This window comes from Bacteroides graminisolvens DSM 19988 = JCM 15093, assembly GCF_000428125.1.
GTDB classification, from domain to species: domain Bacteria; phylum Bacteroidota; class Bacteroidia; order Bacteroidales; family Bacteroidaceae; genus Bacteroides; species Bacteroides graminisolvens.
Genome location: NZ_ATZI01000001.1, coordinates 1,031,230 through 1,056,786 on the forward strand (window position 1 = coordinate 1,031,230; position 25,557 = coordinate 1,056,786).

The 25,557-nt window shown below is 43.2% G+C and carries 25 protein-coding genes; 15 read left to right on the forward strand and 10 right to left on the reverse strand.

The genetic code is table 11. The annotated features are described in order from the left end of the window. Positions 1–89 precede the first annotated feature (89 nt). The 9 genes from C511_RS0104250 to C511_RS0104290 all read left to right on the forward strand — a co-directional run bounded on the left by C511_RS0104250 (position 90) and on the right by C511_RS0104290 (position 5,320). Positions 90–1,010: a ribonuclease Z gene (locus C511_RS0104250; RefSeq protein WP_024996237.1), complete on the forward strand. Its 921-nt coding sequence runs from the start codon at positions 90–92 to the stop codon at positions 1,008–1,010. 89 nt (positions 1,011–1,099) lie between these two features. Beyond that, positions 1,100–1,408: a T9SS type A sorting domain-containing protein gene (locus tag C511_RS0104255; protein WP_024996236.1), complete on the forward strand. Its 309-nt coding sequence runs from the start codon at positions 1,100–1,102 to the stop codon at positions 1,406–1,408. A gap of 28 nt (positions 1,409–1,436) precedes the next feature. Continuing rightward, positions 1,437–1,988, forward strand: a complete 552-nt coding sequence (locus C511_RS0104260) for an RNA polymerase sigma factor (RefSeq protein WP_024996235.1) — start codon at positions 1,437–1,439, stop codon at positions 1,986–1,988. Positions 1,989–2,042: 54 nt separating this feature from the next. Next, positions 2,043–2,414: a hypothetical protein gene (locus C511_RS0104265; protein WP_024996234.1), complete on the forward strand. Its 372-nt coding sequence runs from the start codon at positions 2,043–2,045 to the stop codon at positions 2,412–2,414. Between the two features lie 17 nt (positions 2,415–2,431). Further along, positions 2,432–2,893: a hypothetical protein gene (locus C511_RS0104270; RefSeq protein WP_024996233.1), complete on the forward strand. Its 462-nt coding sequence runs from the start codon at positions 2,432–2,434 to the stop codon at positions 2,891–2,893. 138 nt (positions 2,894–3,031) lie between these two features. Next, the gene (locus C511_RS0104275; protein ID WP_024996232.1) at positions 3,032–3,961 is read left to right on the forward strand and encodes a CsgG/HfaB family protein; all 930 of its coding nucleotides are present in this window, start codon (positions 3,032–3,034) and stop codon (positions 3,959–3,961) included. Further along, complete coding sequence (locus C511_RS0104280; RefSeq protein WP_024996231.1) at positions 3,958–4,296, forward strand: hypothetical protein; 339 nt, start codon at positions 3,958–3,960, stop codon at positions 4,294–4,296. The genes C511_RS0104275 and C511_RS0104280 overlap by 4 nt, the downstream gene beginning before the upstream one ends. Next, entirely contained in the window at positions 4,293–4,637 is a 345-nt protein-coding gene (locus C511_RS0104285; protein ID WP_024996230.1) for a DUF4810 domain-containing protein, read from the forward strand. The genes C511_RS0104280 and C511_RS0104285 overlap by 4 nt, the downstream gene beginning before the upstream one ends. Further along, a complete protein-coding gene (locus C511_RS0104290) occupies positions 4,634–5,320 on the forward strand; it encodes a GNA1162 family protein (RefSeq protein ID WP_024996229.1) in 687 nt (228 codons plus the stop codon). Before C511_RS0104285 ends, C511_RS0104290 begins: the two co-directional genes overlap by 4 nt. Before the next feature lie 70 nt (positions 5,321–5,390). Here C511_RS0104290 and mazG read toward each other — a convergent pair whose 3' ends face one another. Together mazG and C511_RS16160 are read right to left on the reverse strand one after the other, a co-directional pair. Beyond that, positions 5,391–6,176, reverse strand: coding sequence for a nucleoside triphosphate pyrophosphohydrolase (gene mazG / locus C511_RS0104295; protein ID WP_024996228.1), 786 nt, complete (start codon positions 6,174–6,176; stop codon positions 5,391–5,393). Beyond that, positions 6,166–7,260: a DUF3810 domain-containing protein gene (locus C511_RS16160; RefSeq protein WP_024996227.1), complete on the reverse strand. Its 1,095-nt coding sequence runs from the start codon at positions 7,258–7,260 to the stop codon at positions 6,166–6,168. The genes mazG and C511_RS16160 overlap by 11 nt, the downstream gene beginning before the upstream one ends. 138 nt (positions 7,261–7,398) lie before the next feature. Here C511_RS16160 and C511_RS0104305 point away from each other — a divergent pair, with 138 nt between their 5' ends. Next, positions 7,399–10,026, forward strand: a complete 2,628-nt coding sequence (locus tag C511_RS0104305) for a valine--tRNA ligase (RefSeq protein WP_027317857.1) — start codon at positions 7,399–7,401, stop codon at positions 10,024–10,026. A 94-nt stretch (positions 10,027–10,120) separates the two neighbouring features. Here C511_RS0104305 and C511_RS0104310 read toward each other — a convergent pair whose 3' ends face one another. From C511_RS0104310 to C511_RS0104330, 5 genes are all read right to left on the reverse strand, one after another. Continuing rightward, positions 10,121–10,825, reverse strand: a complete 705-nt coding sequence (locus C511_RS0104310; RefSeq protein ID WP_024996226.1) for a LytR/AlgR family response regulator transcription factor — start codon at positions 10,823–10,825, stop codon at positions 10,121–10,123. Between the two features lie 3 nt (positions 10,826–10,828). Continuing rightward, entirely contained in the window at positions 10,829–11,845 is a 1,017-nt protein-coding gene (locus C511_RS0104315) for a sensor histidine kinase (protein WP_027317858.1), read from the reverse strand. A gap of 122 nt (positions 11,846–11,967) precedes the next feature. After that, a complete protein-coding gene (locus C511_RS0104320) occupies positions 11,968–12,246 on the reverse strand; it encodes a hypothetical protein (protein WP_024996224.1) in 279 nt (92 codons plus the stop codon). Positions 12,247–12,375: 129 nt separating this feature from the next. Then, on the reverse strand, positions 12,376–14,115 hold the full coding sequence (locus tag C511_RS0104325) for an outer membrane beta-barrel family protein (RefSeq protein ID WP_027317859.1): 1,740 nt from the start codon (positions 14,113–14,115) through the stop codon (positions 12,376–12,378). Further along, positions 14,082–14,816, reverse strand: coding sequence for a carboxypeptidase-like regulatory domain-containing protein (locus C511_RS0104330; RefSeq protein ID WP_024996221.1), 735 nt, complete (start codon positions 14,814–14,816; stop codon positions 14,082–14,084). Before C511_RS0104330 ends, C511_RS0104325 begins: the two co-directional genes overlap by 34 nt. A 187-nt stretch (positions 14,817–15,003) precedes the next feature. On the opposite strand from C511_RS0104330, the gene C511_RS0104335 reads away from it, so the two are divergent. From C511_RS0104335 to C511_RS0104355, 5 genes are all read left to right on the forward strand, one after another. Beyond that, entirely contained in the window at positions 15,004–15,441 is a 438-nt protein-coding gene (locus tag C511_RS0104335) for a thioredoxin family protein (RefSeq protein WP_024996220.1), read from the forward strand. A gap of 3 nt (positions 15,442–15,444) precedes the next feature. Continuing rightward, a complete protein-coding gene (locus C511_RS0104340) occupies positions 15,445–16,371 on the forward strand; it encodes an FAD:protein FMN transferase (protein WP_024996219.1) in 927 nt (308 codons plus the stop codon). Then, the gene (locus C511_RS0104345) at positions 16,368–16,589 is read left to right on the forward strand and encodes a DUF4266 domain-containing protein (protein ID WP_024996218.1); all 222 of its coding nucleotides are present in this window, start codon (positions 16,368–16,370) and stop codon (positions 16,587–16,589) included. The genes C511_RS0104340 and C511_RS0104345 overlap by 4 nt, the downstream gene beginning before the upstream one ends. 14 nt (positions 16,590–16,603) lie before the next feature. Beyond that, positions 16,604–17,809: a DUF3570 domain-containing protein gene (locus C511_RS0104350; RefSeq protein WP_024996217.1), complete on the forward strand. Its 1,206-nt coding sequence runs from the start codon at positions 16,604–16,606 to the stop codon at positions 17,807–17,809. Positions 17,810–17,906: 97 nt separating this feature from the next. After that, positions 17,907–20,441, forward strand: a complete 2,535-nt coding sequence (locus tag C511_RS0104355; protein ID WP_024996216.1) for a PemB family protein — start codon at positions 17,907–17,909, stop codon at positions 20,439–20,441. 8 nt (positions 20,442–20,449) lie between these two features. On the opposite strand, the gene C511_RS0104360 is transcribed toward C511_RS0104355, so the two are convergent. From C511_RS0104360 to secA, 3 genes are all read right to left on the reverse strand, one after another. Further along, on the reverse strand, positions 20,450–20,896 hold the full coding sequence (locus tag C511_RS0104360; RefSeq protein WP_024996215.1) for a hypothetical protein: 447 nt from the start codon (positions 20,894–20,896) through the stop codon (positions 20,450–20,452). Between the two features lie 62 nt (positions 20,897–20,958). Then, entirely contained in the window at positions 20,959–22,068 is a 1,110-nt protein-coding gene (locus tag C511_RS0104365) for a DUF6340 family protein (RefSeq protein WP_024996214.1), read from the reverse strand. Between the two features lie 134 nt (positions 22,069–22,202). After that, positions 22,203–25,496, reverse strand: a complete 3,294-nt coding sequence (secA, locus tag C511_RS0104370; protein WP_024996906.1) for a preprotein translocase subunit SecA — start codon at positions 25,494–25,496, stop codon at positions 22,203–22,205. Positions 25,497–25,557 lie beyond the last annotated feature (61 nt).

Here is a 25,557-nt window from a genome sequence, read left to right on the forward strand (position 1 = left end):
TCATATATAAAAAGAGTTGCTGCGAACTGTGGCAACTCTTTTTTTGTTCTGTATTATTTATAAGGTGTTGTTTATTGATTAAATGGAGAATGGAGAAATTTGAACTACATATTTTAGGTTGCGGATCGGCTTTGCCAACAACCAGACATTTTGCAACATCTCAGGTATTGAATGTTCGCGACAAGCTGTTTATGATAGATTGTGGAGAGGGCTGTCAGATGCAATTTAGAAGATCACGATTAAAATTCTCCCGATTAAATCATATTTTTATATCCCATCTTCATGGTGATCATTGTTTTGGTTTACTGGGGCTTATCTCTTCCTTCGGTTTGCTGGGGAGAACGGCCGACTTACATATCTATTCTCCCGCTGGTTTGGAAGAGCTGTTGCAGCCGATGCTGAAATTCTTTTGTGATAATCTACCCTATAAGGTGTTTTTTCATGCTTTCGAAACCAAACGGCCGACTTTGATATATGAAGATCGCTCGCTAACCGTTACCACTATTCCTTTAAAACACCGGATTGCATGCTGTGGGTTTTTATTTGCTGAGCAACCTACTCTTAATCATATAATCAGGGATATGGTTGATTTTTATGAAATCCCTCTTTATGAACTTAACAGGATAAAGAGCGGTGAAGACTATGTTACTGCCGATGGAACTGTTGTTCCCAATGCTCGCTTAACAATACCGGCCGATCCACCTCGAAAATATGCTTATTGTTCTGATACAATCTACAGAGAGTCGGTGATTGAACAAATCAAAGAGGTTAACTTATTGTTTCACGAAGCGACTTTCGCTCAGAAAGAACAAGCTCGTGCGCGTGAAACGTTTCATACAACTGCTGCGCAGGCTGCTACGATTGCTAAGAAAGCGAATGTCAAACAACTTGTGATTGGGCATTTCTCTGCACGATACGAAGACGAAAGCGTATTACTTGAAGAAGCGCAAATGGTATTTCCTGAGACAATTCTTGCACGCGAAAACCTGTGCATCACGATTCCGCTATAGTATTTTGTTGTGTTAAAGATTTAAAATGTCTCTTTTATAAAGGCTAAAGATTCTATATTTGTACAATACAATTAATTGTTTTGCACCAAATGAAGAAATTTCTTTTTAGTATATGTTTCATGAGTCTGATTTCTTTGAACCTTACTTCTATTTATGGAGAGGAGAAAAAGACAGAAACAACCCAACCTGATGCCGAGATTGTAATTACGTATTCCGGAAATGAACTTTCTGTGAAGAATGTTACTCCCGGCTCTTCCATTGATATATATACTGTCTTTGGTGTGAAAGTACTTTCTATACCAAGCGAATCTGCTAGCAAGGAAACAGATTTGAATCTTCCTAAAGGATATTATTTAGTGCGGGTTGGTAATGTAGTGAAAAAACTTGTTATCAAATGATCTTTATAAGATAGAAGAAACGGTATCCATGACACTATTCAATGAGAAAGAAATTCTTGCTTTACTGCAGGAAGAAGATACGCAGAAAAAAGGCTTTGAATTGCTGGTAAATCAATATAGCGAACAGTTATATTGGCAAATTCGTCGTATGGTCCTTTCTCATGATGATGCGAATGATATACTACAAAATACTTTTGTAAAAGCTTGGCTGAATATTGATTATTTCCGGGCTGAAGCTAAATTGTCTACCTGGCTTTACCGAATTGCGTTAAATGAATCACTTACCTTTTTAAATAAACAACGGGCAACTACGCTGGTTGATATAGATGATCCCGAAGCCGATGTGATACAAAAGCTGGAAAGTGATCCTTACTTTTCGGGTGATGAGATTGAACTTTCTCTTCAAAAAGCTCTGCTTTCCCTTCCGGAAAAACAGAGAATGGTATTCAATTTAAAGTATTATCAGGATATGAAGTATGAAGAAATGTCGGACATATTAGGTACTTCAGTAGGTGCTTTAAAAGCTTCTTATCATCACGCAGTGAAGAAGATAGAGAAGATTTTAGAAGGTACGGATTAAACCTTTGATGGTATAGAATGTCTAAATGAAAAGAGTGAATAGGAGGATAAAGATATGAAAGAAGAAGATAAGTTACTTAGAAAAGTGGGCACAACGAACCCTTTTACGGTTCCTGAGGGCTACTTTGAAAACCTTACTTCAGAAGTAATGAACAGACTTCCTGAAAAAGAAAAGACTGAATTTAGTGTGAAGAAGGTTACTCTATGGGATAGGGTGAAGCCGTGGGCATATATGGCGGCTATGTTTGCCGGTGCCGCATTGATTATCAGAATCGCTTCATCTAATCAAGGTACTGATAAATCTGTTATTACTGAAAAAGAAACATCTGAGGCTGTTTCCGATCAATACATAGATGCTGCGCTTGACCATTCTATGATGGATGATTATTCGCTTTATGTGTATCTGGCCGATGAAAGTGTTGAATAATTAAAGTACAGATATAAATGAAGAAGCTGATTGTTTTATTCTTCTTTGCTTGTGTTTCCGTATTACATCTTTTTGCAGAAGATGATGTGAATCAGAAACTGACGCCCGAACAGTTCCGGGCTAAGCAAGAAGCTTTTATGACTCAACATGCCGGACTTTCAAGTGAGGAGGCTACCTCTTTCTTTCCTGTTTATTTTGAGTTACAAGATAAAAAGAAAGACTTGAGTGATCAGGTATGGAACCTATTAAGAAAAGGAAGAGATTCTAAAACGACTGATGAGCAATATGATGAGATACTCCGTAAAATATACGATCTCCGAATTGCTTCTGATAAATTGGAGCGGTCCTATTATCAAAGATTCAAGGGAATCTTGTCTCCACGGAAAATATACCTTATACAAAGGGCCGAGATGCGCTTCCACCGAGAGCTACTGAAAGGTGTGCAAAGAGGAGAGTGGGGAGGTAATAAGAATAAGTAACTTATAAGATACAAATGAAGCCGGAAGTAATTCCGGCTTTTTTTGTTTATAGGGTCTATTTTTTAACCAAAAAGATTCATTATATTGGATAAATGTATTTAATTTGTTTCTGTTTAAATGTCTTAATATGAAACACGTATGAAAAAGTACATTTTTATTCTATTGTTTATCTGTATTTCTGGCGCTGTGTATGCACAGCGAAAAGTCGTTGAGGTTGAAACAGAACCTACTTCTCAATCTGAAACGGCCAGAATGTTGAAACGTAAAGTGGCTATCGGTCGTTTCTCAAATGAAACGCAGTACGCTAAAGGGTTGTTTTATGATAAAGAAAATGACCCGATGGGGAAACAGGCCCTAGACATCTTATCGACGCGACTTGCCGCATCCGGCAAGTTTATCTTATTGGAACGAAATGACATCAGTCAGTTACTCGATGAAGCCAATTCTACAGAGAATGGTTTTCAGAAAATAGGCGCCGACTACATGATCATAGGTTCAATAACGCAGTATGGCCGCAAAAATCTAGGCGATGCCAAAGTCTTTTCTACCACTAAAACCCAAATTGTTGAGGCAGCAGTATCTATTCGTTTGGTGGATGTTTCTACCGGACTGATTATCTATTCCGACGAAGCGAAGGGAGATGCTGAACTGAAAACCAAAACAACCATGGGCATTGGAGGAAGAGCCGATTTTGATGCAACACTGAGTGATAAAGCGATTTCTGCCGCCATTTCTAAGTTGGTGGAGAACATCATTAACAAGTGCACCAACAAACCCTGGAGATCATACTTCCTGACCTATGACTCTGATGCGGTGATTGTATCGGGAGGCGCTAGCCAAGGAATATCCGTTGGAGATGTTTTTGCAGTAAAGCTGAAAGGAAAGACTGTTAAAAATCCTCAGACAGGAATTAATATAGAACTCCCCGGGAAACAAGTGGGTAAGGTTGAAGTATTGTCGGTGGCAGGAGATACTCCCGAAACCGAATACTCCATTGTTTCTTTTAAAGAAGGAGAAATTGACGGAACACAATTACGGAACTATTACATAGAGGAGATTAAACAATGAAAAACAAATGGATTCTAGGAGCTGTCTTTGGACTGGCTTTGCTCATGACAGGTTGCAAAGTGGGAAACGTAGCTTCCAGTCAGGGGCTGACCGATCAGGCGTATCTGTACTTTGCGTCCAGCAATAAGTATGAGGAACCGGTCGTTGTGAGTGTTGACGAAGAGGCAACGTTCGAAGCTCAAGTAGTAAAAGAAAAGAAGTCAACGATAAAAGGCTTTACGTATGCCATAAGAACGGGCAAAAGACATGTAGTTGTAAGAAGTAAAGGTCAGGTATTGTATGACCGTACCGTGTTTGTTGCTCCCCAAGAAACGAAAAAAATATCATTGCCATGAGAAAATTACTGTTCTTAGTTTCACTCAGTTGCATACTTGCATCGTGTACAACTACCACCACACTTTACAGTTGGGATGATTACGTGAACAGCTCTTATAAATACTATAAGAAACAAACGCCGGAAGCTGCTGCCGACTTGATGAAAACGTATGAAGACATTATCAAGAATCAAAAGGGGACCCGCAAGGTTGTTCCTCCCGGTATTTGTGCTGAGTATGGTTATTTCTTGATTCAAAATGGCAAACAAGAAGAAGGTTTGGCTATGTTTACCAAGGAGAAAGAACTTTATCCGGAGTCGGCTGTGTTTATGGATCACCTTATTAAAAAGTTTACCAAATGAAAAAATATATATACTTGCTGTTGGCTTCAGTGATTTTAGCTTCTTGCGGAACCACTGCCACTACCACCCGTGGCGATAGTTATCCTAAAATGTATGCTGAAAAGCCTTTGACTATTTTAGTGATGCCCCCTATTAATAAAACAGTGAATGTGGAGGCCAAAGAATACTTTTATACGTCCATGGCAATGCCTTTGGCAGAGAAGGGTTATTATGTAATCTCTCCTTTTTTGGCAATGGATTTTCTTAAAAGTGAAAGTGCTTATGATAGCGAAATGTATATAGATGGTTCGCTAACTGCCTTTAAGAATGTATTTGGAGCCGATGTTGCTTTGTTTACTATCATCAATCAATGGAGTAAGTCAACCATTGGAAGCGTTATAACTGTCGATATTGAATACATTCTTAAATCAACGACTTCCAATGAAGTGTTGTTTACCCGAAAAGGTGTATTAAGTGTTGATACCAGTGTGAACTCCGGAGGAAATGCCGGACTTCTCGGGGCATTAGTTGATTTGGCAGCGTCTGCCATCAATACCGCTTTGACCGATAAAGTAATTGCTGCCCGCAGATGCAATACGTTTGTGCTGAAAGATCTTCCGGAAGGTTTTTATTCGCCTCAGTTCGGTGCGGATATGCAAGTTGGTGCCGGTGGTCCTGTTTTCTCGGGCACAGTGCAGCAATAAGATAGGAACTAAAATACAAAAAAGTCGTTCATTGTATATTCTTCAATAATGAACGACTTTTTTATATGGCTTATAATCCCAATTTCTTAGCTTCATCCCAGATCACATCCATCTCTTCCAGACTCATTTCTTTCAATTGGATTCCTTTCTTGAGCGTGTGCTCCTCCAGGTAATTAAACCGTCGCAAGAATTTTTGATTGGTTCTTTCCAGCGCGTTGTCAGGGTTGATACCGTAAAGCCGCGCCGCATTGATTACGCTGAAAAGAAGATCCCCGAATTCAGCTTCGGCTTTGTCCTTGTCCAAGTTGGCTATTTCCACCTGAAGCTCACTAAATTCCTCTTTGACCTTATCCCAAACCTGTTCCTTTTTCTCCCAATCGAAACCAACATGTCGCGCCTTGTCCTGCATTCTATACGCTTTGATGAGCGAAGGAAGTGCTGCGGGTACCCCGCTTAACACACTCTTGTTCCCATCTTTTTCTTTCAGTTTCAGTTGCTCCCAGTTCTCGAGCACCTGTCCCACGGTTTCTGATTTCTCTTCGCCAAAGACGTGAGGGTGACGGTAAATCAGTTTGTCGCAAAGCTTATCGCATACATCCTTTATATCATAATCACCTTTTTCAGAACCAATTTTAGCGTAGAAGATAACATGCAGTAAAACGTCGCCCAACTCTTTGCAAATTTCATTTTTATCGTCACGCATCAAAGCGTCGCATAACTCGTAAGTCTCCTCAATGGTGTTGGGGCGCAAACTTTCGTTCGTTTGTTTCCTGTCCCACGGACACTTCACACGCAACTCATCCAGAATATCCAGTAACCGCCCGAAGGCTTCCATCTTTTCTTCTTTATTGTGCATCTTTTCTTTGATTTATAATACTATTTCTTAAATGATCAATTTGAGTTTTCTCCCTCCATGAAACGAGGAGTCCCACTACCTCGGAATAATTCTTCCGTCCGCTTTTTATTTTGTTCCCTTTCAGGTAAAGATCGTAAATCCAATCCTGCATTTTACCCACAGCCGGGTTATACATCGCCATCCAATGTTTATACACACCCTCGCTCTGCGCCTGAATTTCCGGCTTCACCGATTTCGCCAACTCCTTGAAATCTTCTTCGGGCAACAACCGCTTGGCATTATAAAGCACGTGGTTGAGCACTGAAAAATAGCCACTGTATTTAATGGCTTTGTTAGCAGAACGCGTACATACCTGGTACGCATAAAAATTAGCCTCGGCTTCGCTGGTTATTCCCCACAAATGAGCTTGTTCATGAGCATAAGTAGCAGCATATTCAACGGGCAACAAATTCTTATTGAGATTGAACTCGCAGAAGAACGGTCCCATGTATCCTGTAATGCCAACGGCCGAACTCAGCCAGCTGAACATCATACTCTTCACCCGCGGCGAACTTTTGAACGGCTTGTTTACCCCCAATGAATCGGCCATTAACCGATATTGCGACGTTATTTCGTGGGCAATCTCCTTTTTATCGATGTTGTTCACCGGAACATACGCTTGGTTAAGCTCCACAATATATTCTTTTACGAATTCTTTAAAGCCCTGCGGTGTATACGACACGTAAGGCGTTTGCGTCCGAGCATAGAAATCATGTTGGGAATAATTCAATCCCCAAGAGAGATAGAACCAAACATAGATCCACGCCAGGAACTCTACTTCCAGGCGCAACACTTTTTTCCATGAAAACTTTCGGTATCTGCCGTAAAAGGGAAAGCAAATGACTGCCGTTATGCTGAGAGAAATGAACAAATCGCCTACAGAAAAAGGAATTCCGTGAGACAGCGAAGACAATAGTGCACCTATTACCGGATACACGGAACGGGCGTAGACTTCTCCCCACGCGGGAATGCTTTGGACCATGAGCACCAAGCCCAAAAGAATACCCAGAACGATATACCTAATCAGTTGTTTCTTACGTATCATCCTTTTTCTTGTTAAGCAAAAGCAAAAGTACGCATTCCCGCTGCTTTTTTCTACTTATTTTTATTAATTTTGCGACCACTATACTATAAAACAATAGTATGCATGAAGTTGCAATAAATAATTAACAGATAAAATAAAATGGAATTAGCAAGCAAGTACAATCCTGCCGAGGTTGAGGAGAAGTGGTATGAATACTGGAACCGTCATCGTTTATTCAGTTCAAAACCTGATAGCCGTGAGCCCTATACCGTCGTCATTCCTCCTCCCAACGTAACCGGAGTGTTGCACATGGGACACATGCTTAATAATACCATTCAGGATATTCTGGTGCGCCGTGCCCGCATGGAAGGCAAGAATGCCTGCTGGGTGCCGGGTACCGACCATGCTTCTATTGCTACTGAGGCAAAGGTTGTAAACCGTTTGGCTTCACAAGGCATTAAGAAGACAGACCTGAGCCGCGAAGATTTCCTTAAACACGCGTGGGAGTGGACCGATGAGCACGGAGGCATTATTTTGCAGCAGCTCCGTAAGTTGGGTGCTTCATGCGACTGGGAACGCACTGCCTTCACGATGGATGATAAGCGCAGCGAAAGTGTTTTGAAAGTTTTTGTTGACCTCTACAACAAAGGACTCATATACCGGGGCGTACGAATGGTTAACTGGGACCCCAAAGCGTTGACTGCCCTTTCTGACGAAGAAGTTATTTTCAAGGAAGAGCACAGCAAACTCTTCTACCTGCGCTATAAGATAGAGGGAGAAGATGGTTATGCGGTGGTGGCTACCACTCGTCCGGAAACTATTATGGGCGACACAGCTATGTGTATCAACCCCAATGACCCCAAGAATCAGCACCTGAAAGGTAAAAAAGTGATTGTGCCGTTGGTTAACCGCGTTATTCCGGTTATTGAAGACGACTATGTAGATATAGAATTCGGTACGGGATGTTTGAAAGTAACCCCTGCGCATGATGTAAATGACTACATGTTGGGTGAAAAATATAACCTTCCGAGCATTGACATCTTCAATGACAACGGTACACTGAGCGAGGCTGCCGGACTGTATGTTGGTCAGGACCGTTTCGATGTGCGCAAGCAAATTGAAAAAGACCTCGAAGCAGCCGGTTTACTCGAAAAGGTTGAGGCTTATACCAATAAGGTGGGCTATTCCGAAAGAACCAACGTGGTTATCGAACCAAAACTGTCTATGCAGTGGTTCTTGAAGATGGAACACATGGCGCAAATAGCGTTAGAGCCGGTGATGAACGACGACATCAAGTTCTACCCGCCTAAATATAAAAACACCTACCGCCACTGGATGGAAAACATCAAAGACTGGTGCATCAGCCGTCAGCTATGGTGGGGCCACCGCATACCGGCTTACTTCCTTCCTGAAGGAGGTTACGTGGTAGCTGTTACCGAAGAAGAAGCTTTGAAAAAGGCACAAGAGAAAACCGGCAACCCGGCGTTGACTATGGCCGACTTGCGTCAGGATGAAGACTGCCTCGACACGTGGTTCTCTTCTTGGTTGTGGCCCATCTCTTTGTTCGACGGTATCAACAATCCCGGAAACGAAGAAATAAAATACTACTATCCAACCAGTGATTTGGTTACCGGACCCGATATTATTTTCTTTTGGGTAGCCCGTATGATTATGGCCGGTTACGAATACGAAGGCAAGATGCCTTTTAAAAACGTGTACTTTACCGGTATTGTGCGCGACAAGATAGGTCGTAAGATGTCAAAATCACTTGGTAACTCGCCCGATCCGCTCGACCTGATTGCACAGTACGGAGCAGACGGTGTGCGTATGGGAATGATGTTGGCGGCACCTGCCGGCAATGACATCTTGTTTGATGAATCACTTTGCGAGCAAGGACGAAATTTCAATAATAAAATATGGAATGCTTTCCGACTGATTAAAGGTTGGGAGATTGACGAAACCGCATCGGTTCCCGAAGCTTCACAGAAAGCCATTCACTGGTTTGAGTCCAAACAAAACGAAGTGGCTGCCGAAGTAGCCGACCTGTTTGGCAAGTACCGCTTGAGCGAGGCACTCATGGCAGTGTACAAACTGTTTTGGGATGAATTCTCTTCTTGGTACCTCGAGATGATTAAGCCGGCTTACGGCCAGCCCATCAGCCGTTCGGTGTATAGCACCACCTTGTGCTTCTTCGATAATTTGTTGAAGTTGCTGCATCCGTTTATGCCTTTCATTACGGAAGAGTTGTGGCAACAGATGTACGAACGCGAAGAAGGTGAAAGCATCATGGTTCAGTACTTTAAATTAGACACGTATGTGGATGTACCCTACGTGCGTCAGTTTGAAGTAGCCAAAGAAGTGATAGCCAACATCCGCAGCATTCGTTTGCAGAAAAACATTGCTCAGAAAGAAGAGCTTGAACTTCAGATATTGGGAACCAATCCGGTAGCTGAATTCACCGCCGTGATCAAGAAGATGGCCAACCTGAGTGAGCTGACTTCCGTAGAAACAAAGGCCGAAGGAGCTGCATCGTTTATGGTGGGAACAACCGAATTTGCTGTGCCTTTAGAAAATATGATTGATGTGGAAGCCGAGATTGCCCGTATGGAAGCCGAGCTGAAGCACAAAGAAGGCTTCTTGCAGGGAGTAATGAAAAAGCTGAGCAACGAGAAGTTCGTGAACAATGCACCTGCTGCTGTGTTAGATCTAGAACGCAAGAAACAGGCGGATGCCGAAAGCATTATTGCTTCGCTCAAAGAAAGCATTGCTGCTTTGAGAAAACAGTAATATATTTGTTTTAGTTTATATACGGAGACGTGGGCTAATCTTTCGGGGTTTGTCCGCGTCTTTTTTTTAGCACCCCAATCGTTGCGCCCGCAGCCTATCGCGAAATTAATTTGTTCTTCAACAAACTCTCGAAGGTGACTTCCCTTAGATTGCGGGCTATGGGTATCTTGTGATTTTGAATCACTAACTGATTGCCTTCAATAGCCTCCACCTTGAGTGAGTTGATGACGAAAGACCGATGCACCTGTATAAACTGTGGCTCGGGCAGGTACTCCATTATCTTTTTCAGCGGGCTATAGGCTATTTCCTTTGATGTTTCGGACTGTATAATAACGTAATTCTCCAGGCTCTGCACGTAAAGTATCTCATGGAGATTGATCTTCTTTAGTTGTTTGTTGTTCTTCACGAAAAGATAAGGCACCTCTTCCGCTGCCGACTCCCTGGCTAACGCATCGCGCACCTTGTTCACTGCTTTCAAAAAGCGTTCAAACGAAACAGGCTTTAGCAAGTAATCGGTTACATTGAGCTCATATCCCTGCAAGGCGTAGTGCTCGTAGGCCGAAGTGATAATGATTCTGGGCGGGTTCTTTAGTTGAGCCAGAAACTCCATGCCCGTTAAGTAAGGCATCTCTATGTCAAGGAAGATGAGATCCACCTCTTGTTCCGCCAGCAACGTGTTTAATTGAAGCGCATCCTCGCACTCACCAACCAGTTGCAGGAAGTCAATCTTTTCCACGTAGCCTTTGATGCCCTTGCGTGCTATCGGCTCATCGTCTGTTATGACACATTTTATTTTCATGGTTTATAGCTTTATTTTTAGTTCGGCAGTGAACACATCATCGGCCGGAGTAATGGTTAATTGATACCTGGCGGGGTACAGCAGATTTAAACGTCGTTTCAGATTCTCAATGCCGATGCCCTGTTTGCCTTTCGTTGGCCTGCCTTTCCAGTTCAAAGAGTTTTCAACCCGAAAAATCACTTCGTTGCCGTTCAGCTCAAAGCGGAAGTTAATCCAATATTCACCGCTAACATACTTGAACGCATTCTCTATTAATGGTTGAAACAGCAGCGGGTGTATTTCCTGGTTGTCCATTCCCTCGTCATAGAACTGGGTGAGCTGCAACCGTTCACTCATGCGCATTTGCTGCAACCGAATGTAAGCTTGCGTGTAATTCATTTCTTGTTTCAAAGTAACTGTCTTCTGAATATCATAAAGCTGGTAACGAAGCAATTCGGACAGCAGCTCAATGGAAGTACGCGCCTGCGTGTTGCCGGCTTCCGTCTGAAAGTAAATGGTATTCAGTGCGTTGAACAAGAAATGAGGATGGTATTGCGACTTCAAGAACTTCAGTTCCATATCGAGTTGTCCCACTTTAGTTTTCTCGAGTTGCAGGGTTTGCTCGTGATAACGGGCGGCTATCATATCATTGCGTATGATGGCGTAGTATAGTAAATACATGGGTATGCATATCACGTTGGCAATGATATAATCATTGATTCCGTTGCCAATAATTAAGATACCCGTTAATGATCCGATAATCATGATCAGGTTTTGTACTAGAAACAAAACCGCAGTGAGTGTTAGGTATTCTTTAAAAATATATTGCCTGGGTTGAGATAGTTTTTTGGCAATGGTGATTCTCATCCTATAGTCGAGCACATAACTGAAGAAAATAATTATGCAAAGTGCCTGTATGTGTTGTATTTTAGAATGGGGCCAGAAATCATCGTTCCGAGGCAAATCAGTAACCAAACGGATGAAGTTGAACATGACAACTCCAAGAAAAAAAGGCGAGAGCCAGCGTATTACTTTTTTCATGCGGATAGAGTATGATTCATATAAGTTTGGTGTTGAATACAAAAGTAACCAAAATAATGTGCCAAACACTTGACTTTGGTAATATAATGTATTCTCTTTGTCATCATAATCTTATAGTATATTCAACTTATTATAGGCGCAAAGGCAGGAGTTCCAACTCTTGCCTTTTTTCGTTTTTCACGGTTCCATTTTTTGCGGAGACGGTTGCTTATTCCTGTTTGCACGGTAGCAAATGGTCCGCGAGAAACCGTGTTACGGCGAAGAGACGGTTTCTCATGACCCAAAAGACGGTTTCTCTTTTCAAATTGCTCGTTATCTTTTTCAAATCGGCCGTTATGTTTTTCAAAAAGTTGGTTATGTTTTGCCCAACTCTTCTTGATGATTTGTGAACCTGTTCCCATTCGTTAATAATATATAAACCTGCTCTTGACAAAAATCGGCCGAAATAGGGCTGAAAGAGCTGCTTTAGTAAAATAATTTCCGAGAAGCAAGCCGGCAATTATTCTTCTATAATATGCCCTGTTCGTTGCTTATAACTTTATTCGTTTACTTTCATTCGATTCGCGTTGCGGATTGGAACTCTTAATGTTCTCACCGCGTTGCAGCTTATACGAGAAACTAATTCCGATAGTAGCCTCTTTTCTTTCTTTGTAATGGGCAGGCTGCTCTACGTTGATAACTTTTGCGCGGAGATACCTGCTGCATACTATGTCGTTCAGGAATAAACGAACGGTTCCTTTGTCACGGAGTATACTTCGTGAAACGGCTATGCTTACAGACCACATCGGACTGATTAACCCTTGTCCCAAAGGCGTTTTTCCGTTCCAATAACCGTTTAACTCCGCATTCCACTTGTCGGCGGGCTTCAAGTAGTTTCCCAAATAAAACAAGGGAGTCATTACTCGGTTATTCTGCTTTTTATGGTCGTATATCCAGGCGTATTTTTTATAAGTCAGGGTAGCGTTGCCCACCAATGTCCACCAACGGGTAGGGTGTAAGTTGACAGCAGTCATCCTGATGCCATACGAATAATCCGACGACATGTTTAACGGATACACCCAGACACGGTTTCCGGCGCCGGCCAGGTAGCTTTTGCAAATAGGGTGACGAGTGTAGGCTCCGAAAAGAATCACCTTGTATCGGTTATTGAATAACAAAGCCGTTTCCACTTGATGAGATATTTCGGGTTTTAGCTCCACGTTGCCTTGATCGTATAAATATTTATCGTTGATTGTAACAAAAGGATTCATGTCCTGATAGTTGGGACGCACAATCCTACTGCCGTAGGCCGCGTTCAGTTTAATCGTCTTGGAAAGATTGTAATCGACCGATACATACGGAAAAAGGTTTCGGTAGCGCTTTTGGAAAGACGAGTCTCTGTTGGAACTGTATTCGTGCAACTGCCCCTTCACGTGCGTCTCCTCAAACCTGAGTCCCACTTCCATATTAGCACGTTCGGCTATCTTCTTTTGCAGTTGCACGTAAGCGGCATAGATGTTTTCTTCATACTGGAAGTCTTTGTTCATATTCAGCTTGGGCGTCCATGCGCCGTTATACTTGTCCGAGTAAGTGGTTTCATTGTCGATGTTCACAAAAGAAGCCTTCACGCCACCTGTTAGTTTGAACGATTTCGTTAGGACAAATTCCACATCACTCTGCGTTGACACAATATCAATGTTGTCTTTTAGTTTCCCTCTCAGCGTGTCGGCCTGTTCGTAGTTGCCCTGCCAATAATCATTGTACAGGCTGTTTTGATCCTGTTTGTCGGAAGCCCGGTATGACTGGAAATCAACTGAACCCGTCCACTGGAGTTTAGAAGTTACTTTGTAGCTGTAATCAGCCCCGCCTTGCAGGTTGGTTTGACTCAGTTTGTTTTTATTCCAAGTCATCAATGTCGAGTCGGGCTCTGCTTTGACAGAAGTAAACACAGAGTTCATTCGTTCCTTTCTAACCCTGTCGGTCCAATTCTTACTGACGTACGCGCCCACTGATAAACGCGACGATAAGTCGTAATCCACCCTCGTGCGGGCATAGTGTGACCCATAGTTATAGGTACGATGCGCCACCTGATTCAGTATAACAGGCATCACGGGAGTCTCAGAATAATCAGTATGATCCCTTACTATGAACGTGGGATTGATGTCCGTCCCTTCATAATAAGAATAATTAGCTGATACGTTTAGCTTGTTTTTGCGTAGCTGAAACATCCAGTTGGTGTTGCCCTTGCCGTACTGATTCAGTTGTTGGTAACTTGAATTGAACCCAACCAAAAACCTTGAACATTGTTTTTAGCCATTTCCACCTTGATGATTCCCGATTTACCCGAGGCCTCGTAGCGGGAAGAAGGCATACTGATCAGCTCAATTTTACCGATGGAAGAAGCCGGAATGGCTTGCAGGTAGGTAGCCAGATTGCTTCCCGAAAGATAAGTCGGCTTGCCATTGAGCATAACGGTGGCACCGCTTTGTCCGTTCAGCAAAATGGTTCCGTCGTCCTTCACCTGCACGCCCGGTAATCTCTTCAGCGCATCGAACAAAGTCCCTTGCGAACCCAGTGACGAAGACGCCAGATTTATAACCGTGCTCGACGATGTAAGTTCCATCTCAGGTTTCTTGGCCGTAACCGTCACCCCGGAAAGCAGGTAAGCATCTTCTTTCAAAAGAATACCCCCCAGTTGTTTCTTTTGGTCGGCGCTCAGGGAAAAAGCAATGTACTTGGTTTGAAACCCGATACCCGATAGTTTCAGCATGTATTTCCCCGAATGAGAAATGCGGATATTGAATTCCCCGTTTCCATTCGTCACCCCTCCGGTTATATACAAGGAGTCCGACGCTTGCAAAGCAACCACCGTAATTTCCTCCAACGGAAGATTCTTCTCATCGGTAACCGTTCCGCTAACCGATTGAGCTGCCAATGGCAATAGTGCCATAAAGCCGGCACAAATGCATAAAATAACTTTGTTGACCATCATCTTTTTCTTTTTCAGCAAAGGTAAATGCCCCGTTGCAGCCCATAAAATTTAGATGATGAATGGAATGTTTTCCTTGATGAATGGTATTTTCTTTTTTATTTATTAATACTCCCGGCGCAACAAAATAACACACCGAATGTTGATTTACAGATAATGTGACTAATTAACGTAATACGTAATAACAATTATGACGAAACGAAATCTGTTTTTGCTGGGTGTGTTGATCCTGGCGCAACTCGTATATGCCGGCAATTGGGACGACACCAAAGCGCAGGCAAAACAAGAAAACAAACTGATCTTATTGAAATTCGCAGGTTCCGATTGGTGCGGACCGTGTATTCAACTTCAGAAAGTGATCTTCGACGATCCAGTGTTTGAGCAGTTTGCTCACGACAAACTAGTTCTGTTTAAGGCCGATTTCCCCAGACTAAAGAAGAATCAGCTTCCTAAGGAGCAGCAAGCCATCAATGATCAATTGGCCGAAACGTACAATCCGGAAGGAGAATTTCCCTGTATGGTTTTAATCGATGCACAGGGAAACACGTTGCGCAAATGGCACGGCTACGATAAGAAGCACACGGTGCAGGATTACATGGTCGACGTCAACGCTTTCATCAATAAATAAAAGATGATTCCTGTAAAGGTACAAACCCGCCTGATGGGGAACACGTTTGAGTTCATTGCACTGGCGCCCAACGAGGAAATAGGCCATGAGCAGATAGCCGTTGGTGTTGAGGAGGTAAAGCGAATAGAAAAGGTGTTCACGACTTTCAGCGACAGCAGCGTGACGAACGAGGTCAACAGAATGGCAGGCGTTTCTCCTGTTGAAGTGCCGGAGGAATTCTTCTGGCTGGTTTTTCGTGCTCAGAAGATATCGGCACTTACGCAGGGTCTTTTTGATCTGTCGTATGGTTCGCTTGATAAAGACTTCTGGAATTTTAATCGGGCAATGACTCAGCTCCCTCACCCCGATGAGGCCAAGAAATCTGTCAGGCTGATTGACTACAGAAACATTGTGCTGGATGCGCAAACTTGTACTGTTTTTCTGAAGAACAAGGGTATGCGTATAGGCTTTGGTGGGATAGGGAAGGGCTATGCGGCCGATTGCGCCAAACGGAAGATGATGCTGGCCGGTGTTGAAAACGGTATTGTCAGTGCCTCGGGCGACTTGAATGCGTGGGGTTATCAGGAAGATGGCTCTCCGTGGACGGTAGGTATTGCCAACCCTAATTTGAAGCACACTTTTTTTTCCACGCTTAATATTACTAATAAATCCATTGCTACATCGGGTAACTACGAGAAGTTTGTCGTTATTGATAATCAACTTTATTCCCACACCATTAATCCTCGTACCGGATATCCGGTGAAGGGCGTAAAGAGTGTTACCATTATTACAACGAATGCGGAACTGGCCGATGCTATGGCTACCCCTGTTTCTATCATGGGGGTGAAAGACGGATTGAATTTTATTAATCAGATTAAGGGCATTGAATGTGTCTTGATAGACGACGCAGACAAGCTTTATGTATCCAATAACATTAAATTAATTAAATGATGAAGTACGTGTTTTTTATAGTATGCGTATGCTTCACTCTTTTGATGATGGCTTCGTGCGTTAGCGTAAAACCTTATCAGAAAGCGAAACTCAATGATGCGGAGATGGTATTGTCCGGCCGTTCCATTGAAAAGTACGAGAATAATTTCTTAATGTACCGCGAAGGTGCTACCGGTGGCAACGGTGGGCGCACGGGCGGTGGATGTGGTTGTAACTAAAAGAGGATATTCTAATGAAAAAGATAGTTTATACAGTAGCCTCTTTTATGTTCTTCATGAATGTGGCCAAAGCGCAAACAGATTCTGTTTCGCATCGCAAGTTAAAGATTGACGAGGTTAATTTTGTAACCAGCTACTACCATCAAAGTGGTGATCACTCAGCCGTTACGGGCGGTGTGGGTAGCGAAAACCTCAATGACTTTGGTAACTCAATAGACTTACAGCTTAGTAGGTTCGATAAGAAACTGAATAAGCATACGTGGAATTTTGAACTGGGCGTTGATGTGTACAGTTCGGCGTCATCTGACAAGATAGATCCTTCGACCGTTTCGTCTGCTTCGAGCGGTGATGTGCGGTTCTCGCCTGCAGCAAGTTATCTGTTCGAGAATACTAAAAAGAAGTATTCATGGGGCGGTGGCTTGTCGTTCTCGCAAGAGTATGATTATACTTCCTTTGGAGGTAACATGGCTTATTCGAAGTCTTTAAACGGTGGCAATACCGAGTTATCTGCCAAAGCGTCTGTTTTTCTGGATACTTGGAAAGTGTTGCTTCCCGTGGAACTCAGAGGGGACAATATCGATAATAATAACTTTAAGTATAAGCAGGGCGACAGCGCTCCTCGAAACTCTTATAACTTAGGGTTAGGCATAGCGCAAGTGGTTAATAAGGAACTTCAGGTTTCTTTGTTGGCAGACATCGGTTATCAAACCGGACTTCTTGGTACGGCTTATCAACGTGTGTATTTTAGTGATAAGGGAACTCAGTCGTTCTCCGAGAAACTACCCGATCATCGTTTTAAACTTCCCATAGGCTTGCGGGCCAACTACTTCCTGAGTGACAGGATTATATTGAGAAGTTTTTATCGTTTCTACACGGATAGTTGGAACCTCACGGCTCATACTGCTGAGTTGGAAGTGCCTTATAAAATAACTCCTTTTGTTTCCATCGCTCCGTATTATCGTTTCTATACGCAAAACGGCGTGGATTATTTTAAACCTTATGGAGAGCACTGCATGGCTGACAATCCGGAGTTTTATACAAGCGATTATGATTTGTCTAAATTCAACAGTAGCTTGCTGGGGGTTAACTTCAGATGGATGTCTGCCAAAGGAATATTGGGCATCAAACCGCTGAATGTGCTGGAACTGAGATACGGCTACTATAGCCGTAACGACGGACTGAAATCGCACTTGGTAACGATGGCTTTGAAGTTTAAATAAGCAGTAGTTGCCGGGCAGGGAGTCTCTTTTCCGATCAATGTATTGGAGAAGAGACTCTTTTTATATACATTCGTATTGTCAAACCAATCATAGCATCATGAAAAACATTCTCTTCTCTCTCATTCTTCTGTTTTTGGCGCATAGCATGCTTGCCAAGGATGTGGATGGTTACTTGCCGCTCGATAAAAAGAATCCGGTTGCTTTTGGGGGTGATTACATTCGTTATCAAGGAAAGAAAATAATGCTGAATGAGCGTACTTTCTTTGTCGACGGGCGTTTAACGAAAGAAATAACCGATAAATATCCGTATGCTTTTTCTTCTTTTCAGGCGGCGGTCAGGCAACTGAAAGACGGTACACCCGATGCTCCGATGACCATTTATCTGGCACCTTATGTTTACTGGATTGATAATCCGGATGATGAGGCGGTGCGTGTGCCTGCCGGCGGTGGTATTCCTTATGGTATGGAAGTAAAGTGTAACGGACTGAGGCTTGTGGGACTGACGAACAAACCGCAGCAGGTGGTGTTGGCGAGTAATCGGGGACAAACACAGGGGGCGGTTGGTAATTTTACCATGTTTCATTTTATAGGTAATGACTTGTCGGTTGAGAATCTTACGATGGGCAACTACTGTAACATCGACCTGGTTTATCCGTTGATGCCGGAGCTTAACAGAACTCGAAGGGCCGATGCCATTGTGCAGGCGCAGCTGGCTATTTGTGAGGGCGACCGCATCATGGCGCGTGGGGTGCATTTTGTGAGCCGGCTCAACTCGTGCCCGTTGGTGGGAGGGAAGCGTGTACTGTTTGACGACTGTTATTTTGAATGTACGGATGATGCGCTTTGTGGCACGGGAGTGCATGTCAATTGCAAGTTGAAGTTGTTTAGTTCTAAACCGTTTTATGCTACGCAGGGCACTGGGGCGGTGTTTCTCAATTGCGACTTTGAGGTGATAACGCGTGAGAGGCAGTTTTTTACCAAAGTAGGTAGCGCAGTAACAATGGTCGACTGCCGGTTGCATACGGTTCAGTCTCCTTTATATGTAGGTTGGACGCAAGACCCCACGCCCGATTTGAAGTGTTACCAATATAACGTGTCGCTCAACGAAAAGCCTCTTTTTATTAATAGATTAAAGCCAGCCAATACGGTAGACATGACGGGAAAGCGGGTGCTCGATGCTTATCGTTTGGTGCACAAAGGGGCGGTGGTTTATAATACATATAATTTATTGCGCGGTGCCGATGAGTGGGATCCTATGAAAAACAAGAAGACTATTGAGATGATTGGTAAGGCAACGGGTAAGAAGTATACGGCTGTTGCTACCATGCTGACTGTTTCTCCTCGCCGGTGCGAGCTGGAATCGGGGGTTAGTACTCAATTGCTTCAGGCGCAAGTTTTATTGTTTGGCAATTTACCTACTAATGCAGAAACTGTGCATTGGAGCTTATCGCCCGAGGATGCGCAGATAGCTCGTTTAAAGGTAAAGGAGGATGGTAGTTGTGAAGTATCCGGACATAATGATAACGATGAGGCGAAAACGATACTTGTTAACGCTTCTACCGAATCGGGCTTGCAAGGTACTGCGGCTATCCGTATTTTACCTCGCTATCTGGAGGCGCCTGCTTTTACGAACTTGCCACGAATTGAGTGGGAAGAAAAAGGGGTATTGGCTGTGCGGTATGAATTAGACCTTGCCGGAAGGGCCGATGAATCTCTTATTACGTGGTATCGTTGCACGGATGCGAAGGGAAGTAATGCCATACCGGTGGCCGTTTCACGATTAAATAAACCGGAGCAAACGTATCGTCTTTCGTCGGGAGATGTGGGGTATTATCTTATGGCTTCGGTTGCTCCCAAGCATTTGCGTTGTCATGCCGGGCAGACTGAAAGTGTGGTGTGTGCTCAGGTGATTCGTACAACGGATGTGTCAGGGCGCGACTTTATGACTGATTTCAGGAATTTCCCGACTAATTATCAGCCGAAGATTATTCCTGGCTTTTGGACGGTAGATGGATTTAAACCTGCTGACACAGCGGCATTCGATTGGCAGCCGGATCCTGCCGGTAGTTGGATGTACGGTTCCGGTGTTGATGGAGCATCGGGCAATTGGGGACTTTTACAAGCGGCAAAAGGGGCACGTTTATTGTATACTCCTGTGGCAGACAAGTGTGCGGGTATGGTTGTTTCTCTGCAAATAGATCCTTGTAAAACGGCGGGACAGGGTTTTGGTAGTGCAACGGGACAGTATTTGGATCTATATATTCAGTTTGACACACGCACGTTAACCGGTTACGGTTTACGCATTGTGCGTACTACCAAATATGACAAAGCGGTGGAATTTATACTGATGAAGTTTGTTGACGGAGTTGCTACTCCGCTGGCTGAGCCGGTGGCTTCTTCTTGTTATCGCTCCACTTGTAGCATTCGTCTGGCGGTGGAGGGAAACAAACTGACCGCCCACGCTGAATCCAATGCGCGCACGGCCGATGTAACGGATCACCGTATTCTTCCGATTGTAGATGTGAGTGCAGTGGTGGAACCTTTGTCTTTTGCAGGAATGGGTATTCAACATACCGGATCCGTGGGTGCCAGTGCTTCGTTACTTAAAGAGATGAAAGTGGAATGGAAGTAACTTTAAACTTAATTGTTAAGTAAGTCTTTCAGGAACGTATCCAGTTCTTCATCCAGTCCTTTGAGCAGATCATCGTTTACAATAAGTGTGTCATCGTCAACAATCAGTAGCTCGGCAACGGTTTCTTTGTCTTCATCAACAAGTACAAAGTTGTAGGGAGTCATGATAGCTAGTCTGTCAAAAGTACCTTCTTCCTTTAACTTGCCCAGCAACGTTTGCAGTATGTGCTGCATTTCTTCATAGAAATCATCACTGTCATCGTTCGCCAACTCTTCAATGCTAATGCATGCCAGTTCTTTATCTTCGTCATCGAATATAATGAGGTCGCCCGAATTTTGATTCGGTTGCAGATGAATATCTGTAACGATGGATTGTTCCGGTAAGCCGGCGTATTTATTGACTGCTTTCTGAATAGCTTTTTCTATGGCAGACAATGACTGTTGACTTAGTTTCATAAGACTTTTTATTATTTGAGAGTCAAAGGTATAAAAAAAACAAATATGCTTCTCCGTTTTGATTAAAAATCATCTTTAAACCGGTCCATTTGCATGTTTAATTTGGCAATGTTCGACATCCGTTCTGATAAGTCGGACAAATACACGCTGATAGAAAAATAGTTGGGGAAAGTATAAATGCTTTTCTTTTCTTTCATTTTAGTTGTTGCTTTCTCAACTTCATCAGCCAGATTTTGTGCTATGGTAGCCCATTCAACCGCTTGAGGTATGCTGTCTTGCATCTCATAGTAAAGGGCGCTGTTGAGTGCAGTCCTCATCTTTACTTTTTTACTTTTACTTTGCAGATATTCTTTTTGCCACAAGTCGAATGCTTTATCCCACTCTTGCTCACGAACGTACACTGCGGCATCGCGCATATTAACAGAGCCGTTTGAATAGTAAAAGCGTTGGGAGGTTTTCCAAGAGGGAGTCAGCTTATTCACCGGAATGGTTCCGCCAAAATCGGAAGTTTGTCTAATGAGTTCTTCATCTTTAATGAGTTGTGCCATGGCTGAGGTTTCTGTTGAGGCGCCTTCTTCCCAAAAGATACTGTCATTGAGTACCAAGCTGGCCATTGCTCCGTTTCTTTTGGGCAGATAAGCTTTTACACTGGTAAATATTCTCGCATCGGTTGTTGCCAGAAAAACGTTCCAATCGGGCATAAACTTTACGGTTCTTACTGCCTTTATCTGAAGATTTTCTAAAGAGATGAGCAGGTCAACGTCTAGTTTCCGACACAATTCTTCTACTTCACTTTTGCTCAGCGTGTTTTCCCGAAGTATCACATCATTGGCTCTTAAAGCAGAATCACAGATCACTACTTCGTTGAAATAGTTAGCACCGGCTAACCCGTTAGCCAACGATTCGGTTGCTATGGCTGCATCACCCCAAAAATACGTGGTGCTCTTTTTAAGTTCATTGACCAGCAGTGGTTCTTTTTTCTGAGGAACGTTGATGATATTACTATCGGGAACTGCCGATGTGTTATTGACAACGGCAATTCGTTTCAGATTCGAAGGGAAACTGATTTCGGCCGGTACCAGGTAATCAATGGATAAGGTCTCCAGACTCTGGCAGGCATTAAGGCTGAACAGAACAGACAAACAGATAAAATAGGTGCGTATCTTAATCATGGCATCAACAGATTATGTATTCCACAAAAATACAATTTCTTCTATTAATATGTATATAAAATGTTATTAATATTTATATAAACAAAGAACCCCGACAGAAGTTCTATCGGGGTTCTTAAGTTTATAAGGGGTTGTTATTCGTTACGACCGTGGCAGTTTTTGTACTTTTTGCCGCTTCCGCATGGGCAAGGATCGTTTCGACCAACTGTTTTCTCAGCTCTTACGGGCTCGCGTTTTACTTCGCGCGTGTCTTGTTGGGCTGCTGCTTGTTGGTGCGGATCAGAAAGGTCGCGCTTTTCTTCGCGATACTTACTCATGTCCTGACGTTCTTCAGCAGTAGCTTGTCTTAGCTGTTGAGGTTCCTGAACTGGAATTTGTCCGCGCATCAAAATGGAGATGGTTTGGTTATTGATCTTGTTCACCATGGTATCGAACAAGTTTACTGATTCCAGCTTGTAAATCAACAGCGGATCTTTCTGTTCATAACTTGCGTTCTGTACAGAATGTTTCAGCTCGTCAAGCTCTCTCAGGTTTTCCTTCCAAGCTTCGTCAATCACATGAAGTAAGATTGATTTCTCAAAAGCTTTCACCACTTCTTTGCACTCGCTTTCGTAAGCCGACTTCAAATTGCATGATATGTTATACATGCGTTTGCCGTCGGTTATAGGGATCAGGATGTTTTCGTACATGTGTCCCTGAGTCTCGTATACTTGTTTGATAACCGGATAAGCGATTTGAGCCAGACGTTCCGTTTTACGTTTGAAGTTAGCCATAGCCACATCAAAAGTTTTATTGGCTAACTCTTCTTTCTTATTGTTACGGAACTCTTCTTCAGTGAAAGGAGTTTCCATGGCAAGGGTTTGCAACAGTTGCATTTGGCATTCTTCGTAATCAATGCTTTCGATGGCTGCCGCGCAACGATCCCATATCATGTTGACAATGTCCATACCGATACGTTCACCCATTAAAGCATGGCGACGTTTGGTATAGACCACGGTACGTTGTTTGTTCATCACATCATCGTACTCAAGCAAACGCTTACGGATACCGAAGTTGTTTTCTTCGACTTTCTTCTGTGCACGCTCAATGGAGTTCGAAATCATTTTGTGTTCAATCATCTCGCCTTCTTCAAAGCCCAGACGGTCCATAACACTGGCAATACGGTCTGACGAGAAAAGACGCATCAAATCATCTTCTAGTGACACAAAGAATACGGATGAACCCGGATCGCCCTGACGACCGGCACGACCACGCAACTGGCGGTCCACACGGCGAGATTCATGACGTTCTGTTCCAATGATAGCCAAACCGCCTGCAGCTTTCACTTCTGCACTTAACTTGATGTCGGTACCACGACCGGCCATGTTAGTTGCAATGGTTACTGTTCCGCTGAAACCTGCCTTGGCTACAATGTCGGCTTCTTTTTGGTGTAACTTGGCATTCAATACATTGTGATCTATCTTACGCATGGTAAGCATCTTGCTTAACATTTCAGATATCTCAACCGATGTAGTACCTACCAATACCGGACGACCGGCACGTACCAACTGTTCAATCTCTTCAATGACAGCTTTGTATTTTTCACGTTTAGTCTTGTAAACGCGATCATTCATGTCAATACGAGAAATGGGTTTGTTGGTTGGTATTACTACCACATCAAGTTTGTAAATGTCCCATAGCTCACCGGCTTCTGTTTCAGCAGTACCCGTCATACCCGAGAGCTTGTGATACATACGGAAATAGTTCTGAAGCGTAATAGTTGCAAAAGTTTGCGTAGCAGCTTCCACTTTCACACGTTCCTTAGCTTCAATTGCCTGGTGCAATCCGTCTGAGTAACGGCGACCTTCCATAATACGTCCGGTTTGCTCGTCAACAATCTTCACCTGTCCGTCAATAACAACATATTCATCATCCTTCTCGAACATGGTGTATGCTTTGAGTAGCTGGTTGATTGTATGTACGCGTTCTGACTTGATGGCATAGTTTGTCATCAATGCATCTTTTTTCTCTAGCTTTTGTTCTTCGGTAAGTCCGGTCTCTGCTTCCAGGGCCGAAAGTTCCGACGCAATATCTGGTAAAACGAAGAGGGTATGGTCTTCTGAATTTCCTGTAATCAAGTCGATACCTTTATCGGTAAGATCTACGCTATTGAGCTTTTCATCGATAACAAAGTACAACGGGTCAGTTGCCTCGTGCATACGTTTGTTATTCTGCTCCATGTAAATTTCTTCCGTTTTCAGCATGCCGGCTTTAATGCCTTGTTCACTGAGGTATTTGATCAGAGCTTTATTCTTGGGTAATGCTTTATGGCTGCGAAACAAAGCCAGAAAGCCTTCTTCCTGGTCTTTCTTGTTTTCGGAAGCAATTAATCTTTTGGCGTCTGCCAGGTATTTGGTGGCAAGTCCTTTTTGAACTTCGACTAAGCGTTCTACTAATGGACGAAGACCTTCAAATAGTTGATCTTCTCCTTTGGGTATAGGACCCGAAATGATAAGTGGGGTACGGGCATCGTCAATCAAAACTGAGTCGACCTCATCGACAATACCATAATTGTGGCGACGTTGTACTAAGTCTTTCGGACTGATTGCCATATTGTCTCTCAGGTAGTCAAAACCGAATTCATTGTTTGTTCCGAAAGTGATGTCGGCCATATAAGCGCGGCGACGCGCATCAGAGTTGGGTTGATGTTTGTCGATGCAGTCAACACTTAATCCGTGAAATTGGTAAAGAGGCCCCATCCATTCCGAGTCACGTTTTGACAGGTAATCATTCACGGTAACAACATGTACGCCGTTACCTGTCAGTGCATTGAGGAATACCGGCAATGTGGCAACAAGTGTTTTTCCTTCACCGGTAGCCATTTCAGCAATTTTACCTTTGTGAAGTACAACACCACCAAATAACTGCACATCATAGTGTACCATGTTCCAATGAATTTCGGCACCTCCTGCCATCCAGTGATTCTGATAAATTGCTTTATCACCTTCAATGCGAACGAAGTCCTTCGTTGCTGCCAGTTCGCGGTCAAAATCGCTGGCGGTAACAATTATCTCTTCATTTTCAGAAAAACGTCGGGCGGTTTCTTTCACGATCGAGAATGCAACCGGAAGAACTTCGTCGAGTGCTTTCTCGTATATTTCAAGAATGTCTTTTTCTATTTTGTCAATCTGAGCAAAGTGTTCTTCACGAAACTCGAGTTCAAGGGTTTCGGTTTCTGCTTTGAGAGCTTCAACTTTTGCTCGTTCGGCTGCTGCCGATTCATAAATATACTTCTTGATTTCCTCTGTTTTTGCACGGAGTGCATCATTGTCTAATTGGGCAACTTCCGGATAGGCTGCTTTAATTTTCTCTACCCATGGCTGAATTTCTTTCATGTCACGTGCCGACTTGTTGCCGAGAAGTTTGCTTAAAAAACTATTAAATCCCATTTTATGTATTTTTATTATTTACTGATGAATATATGTGAGCGCAAAGTTATACTAAAATGCT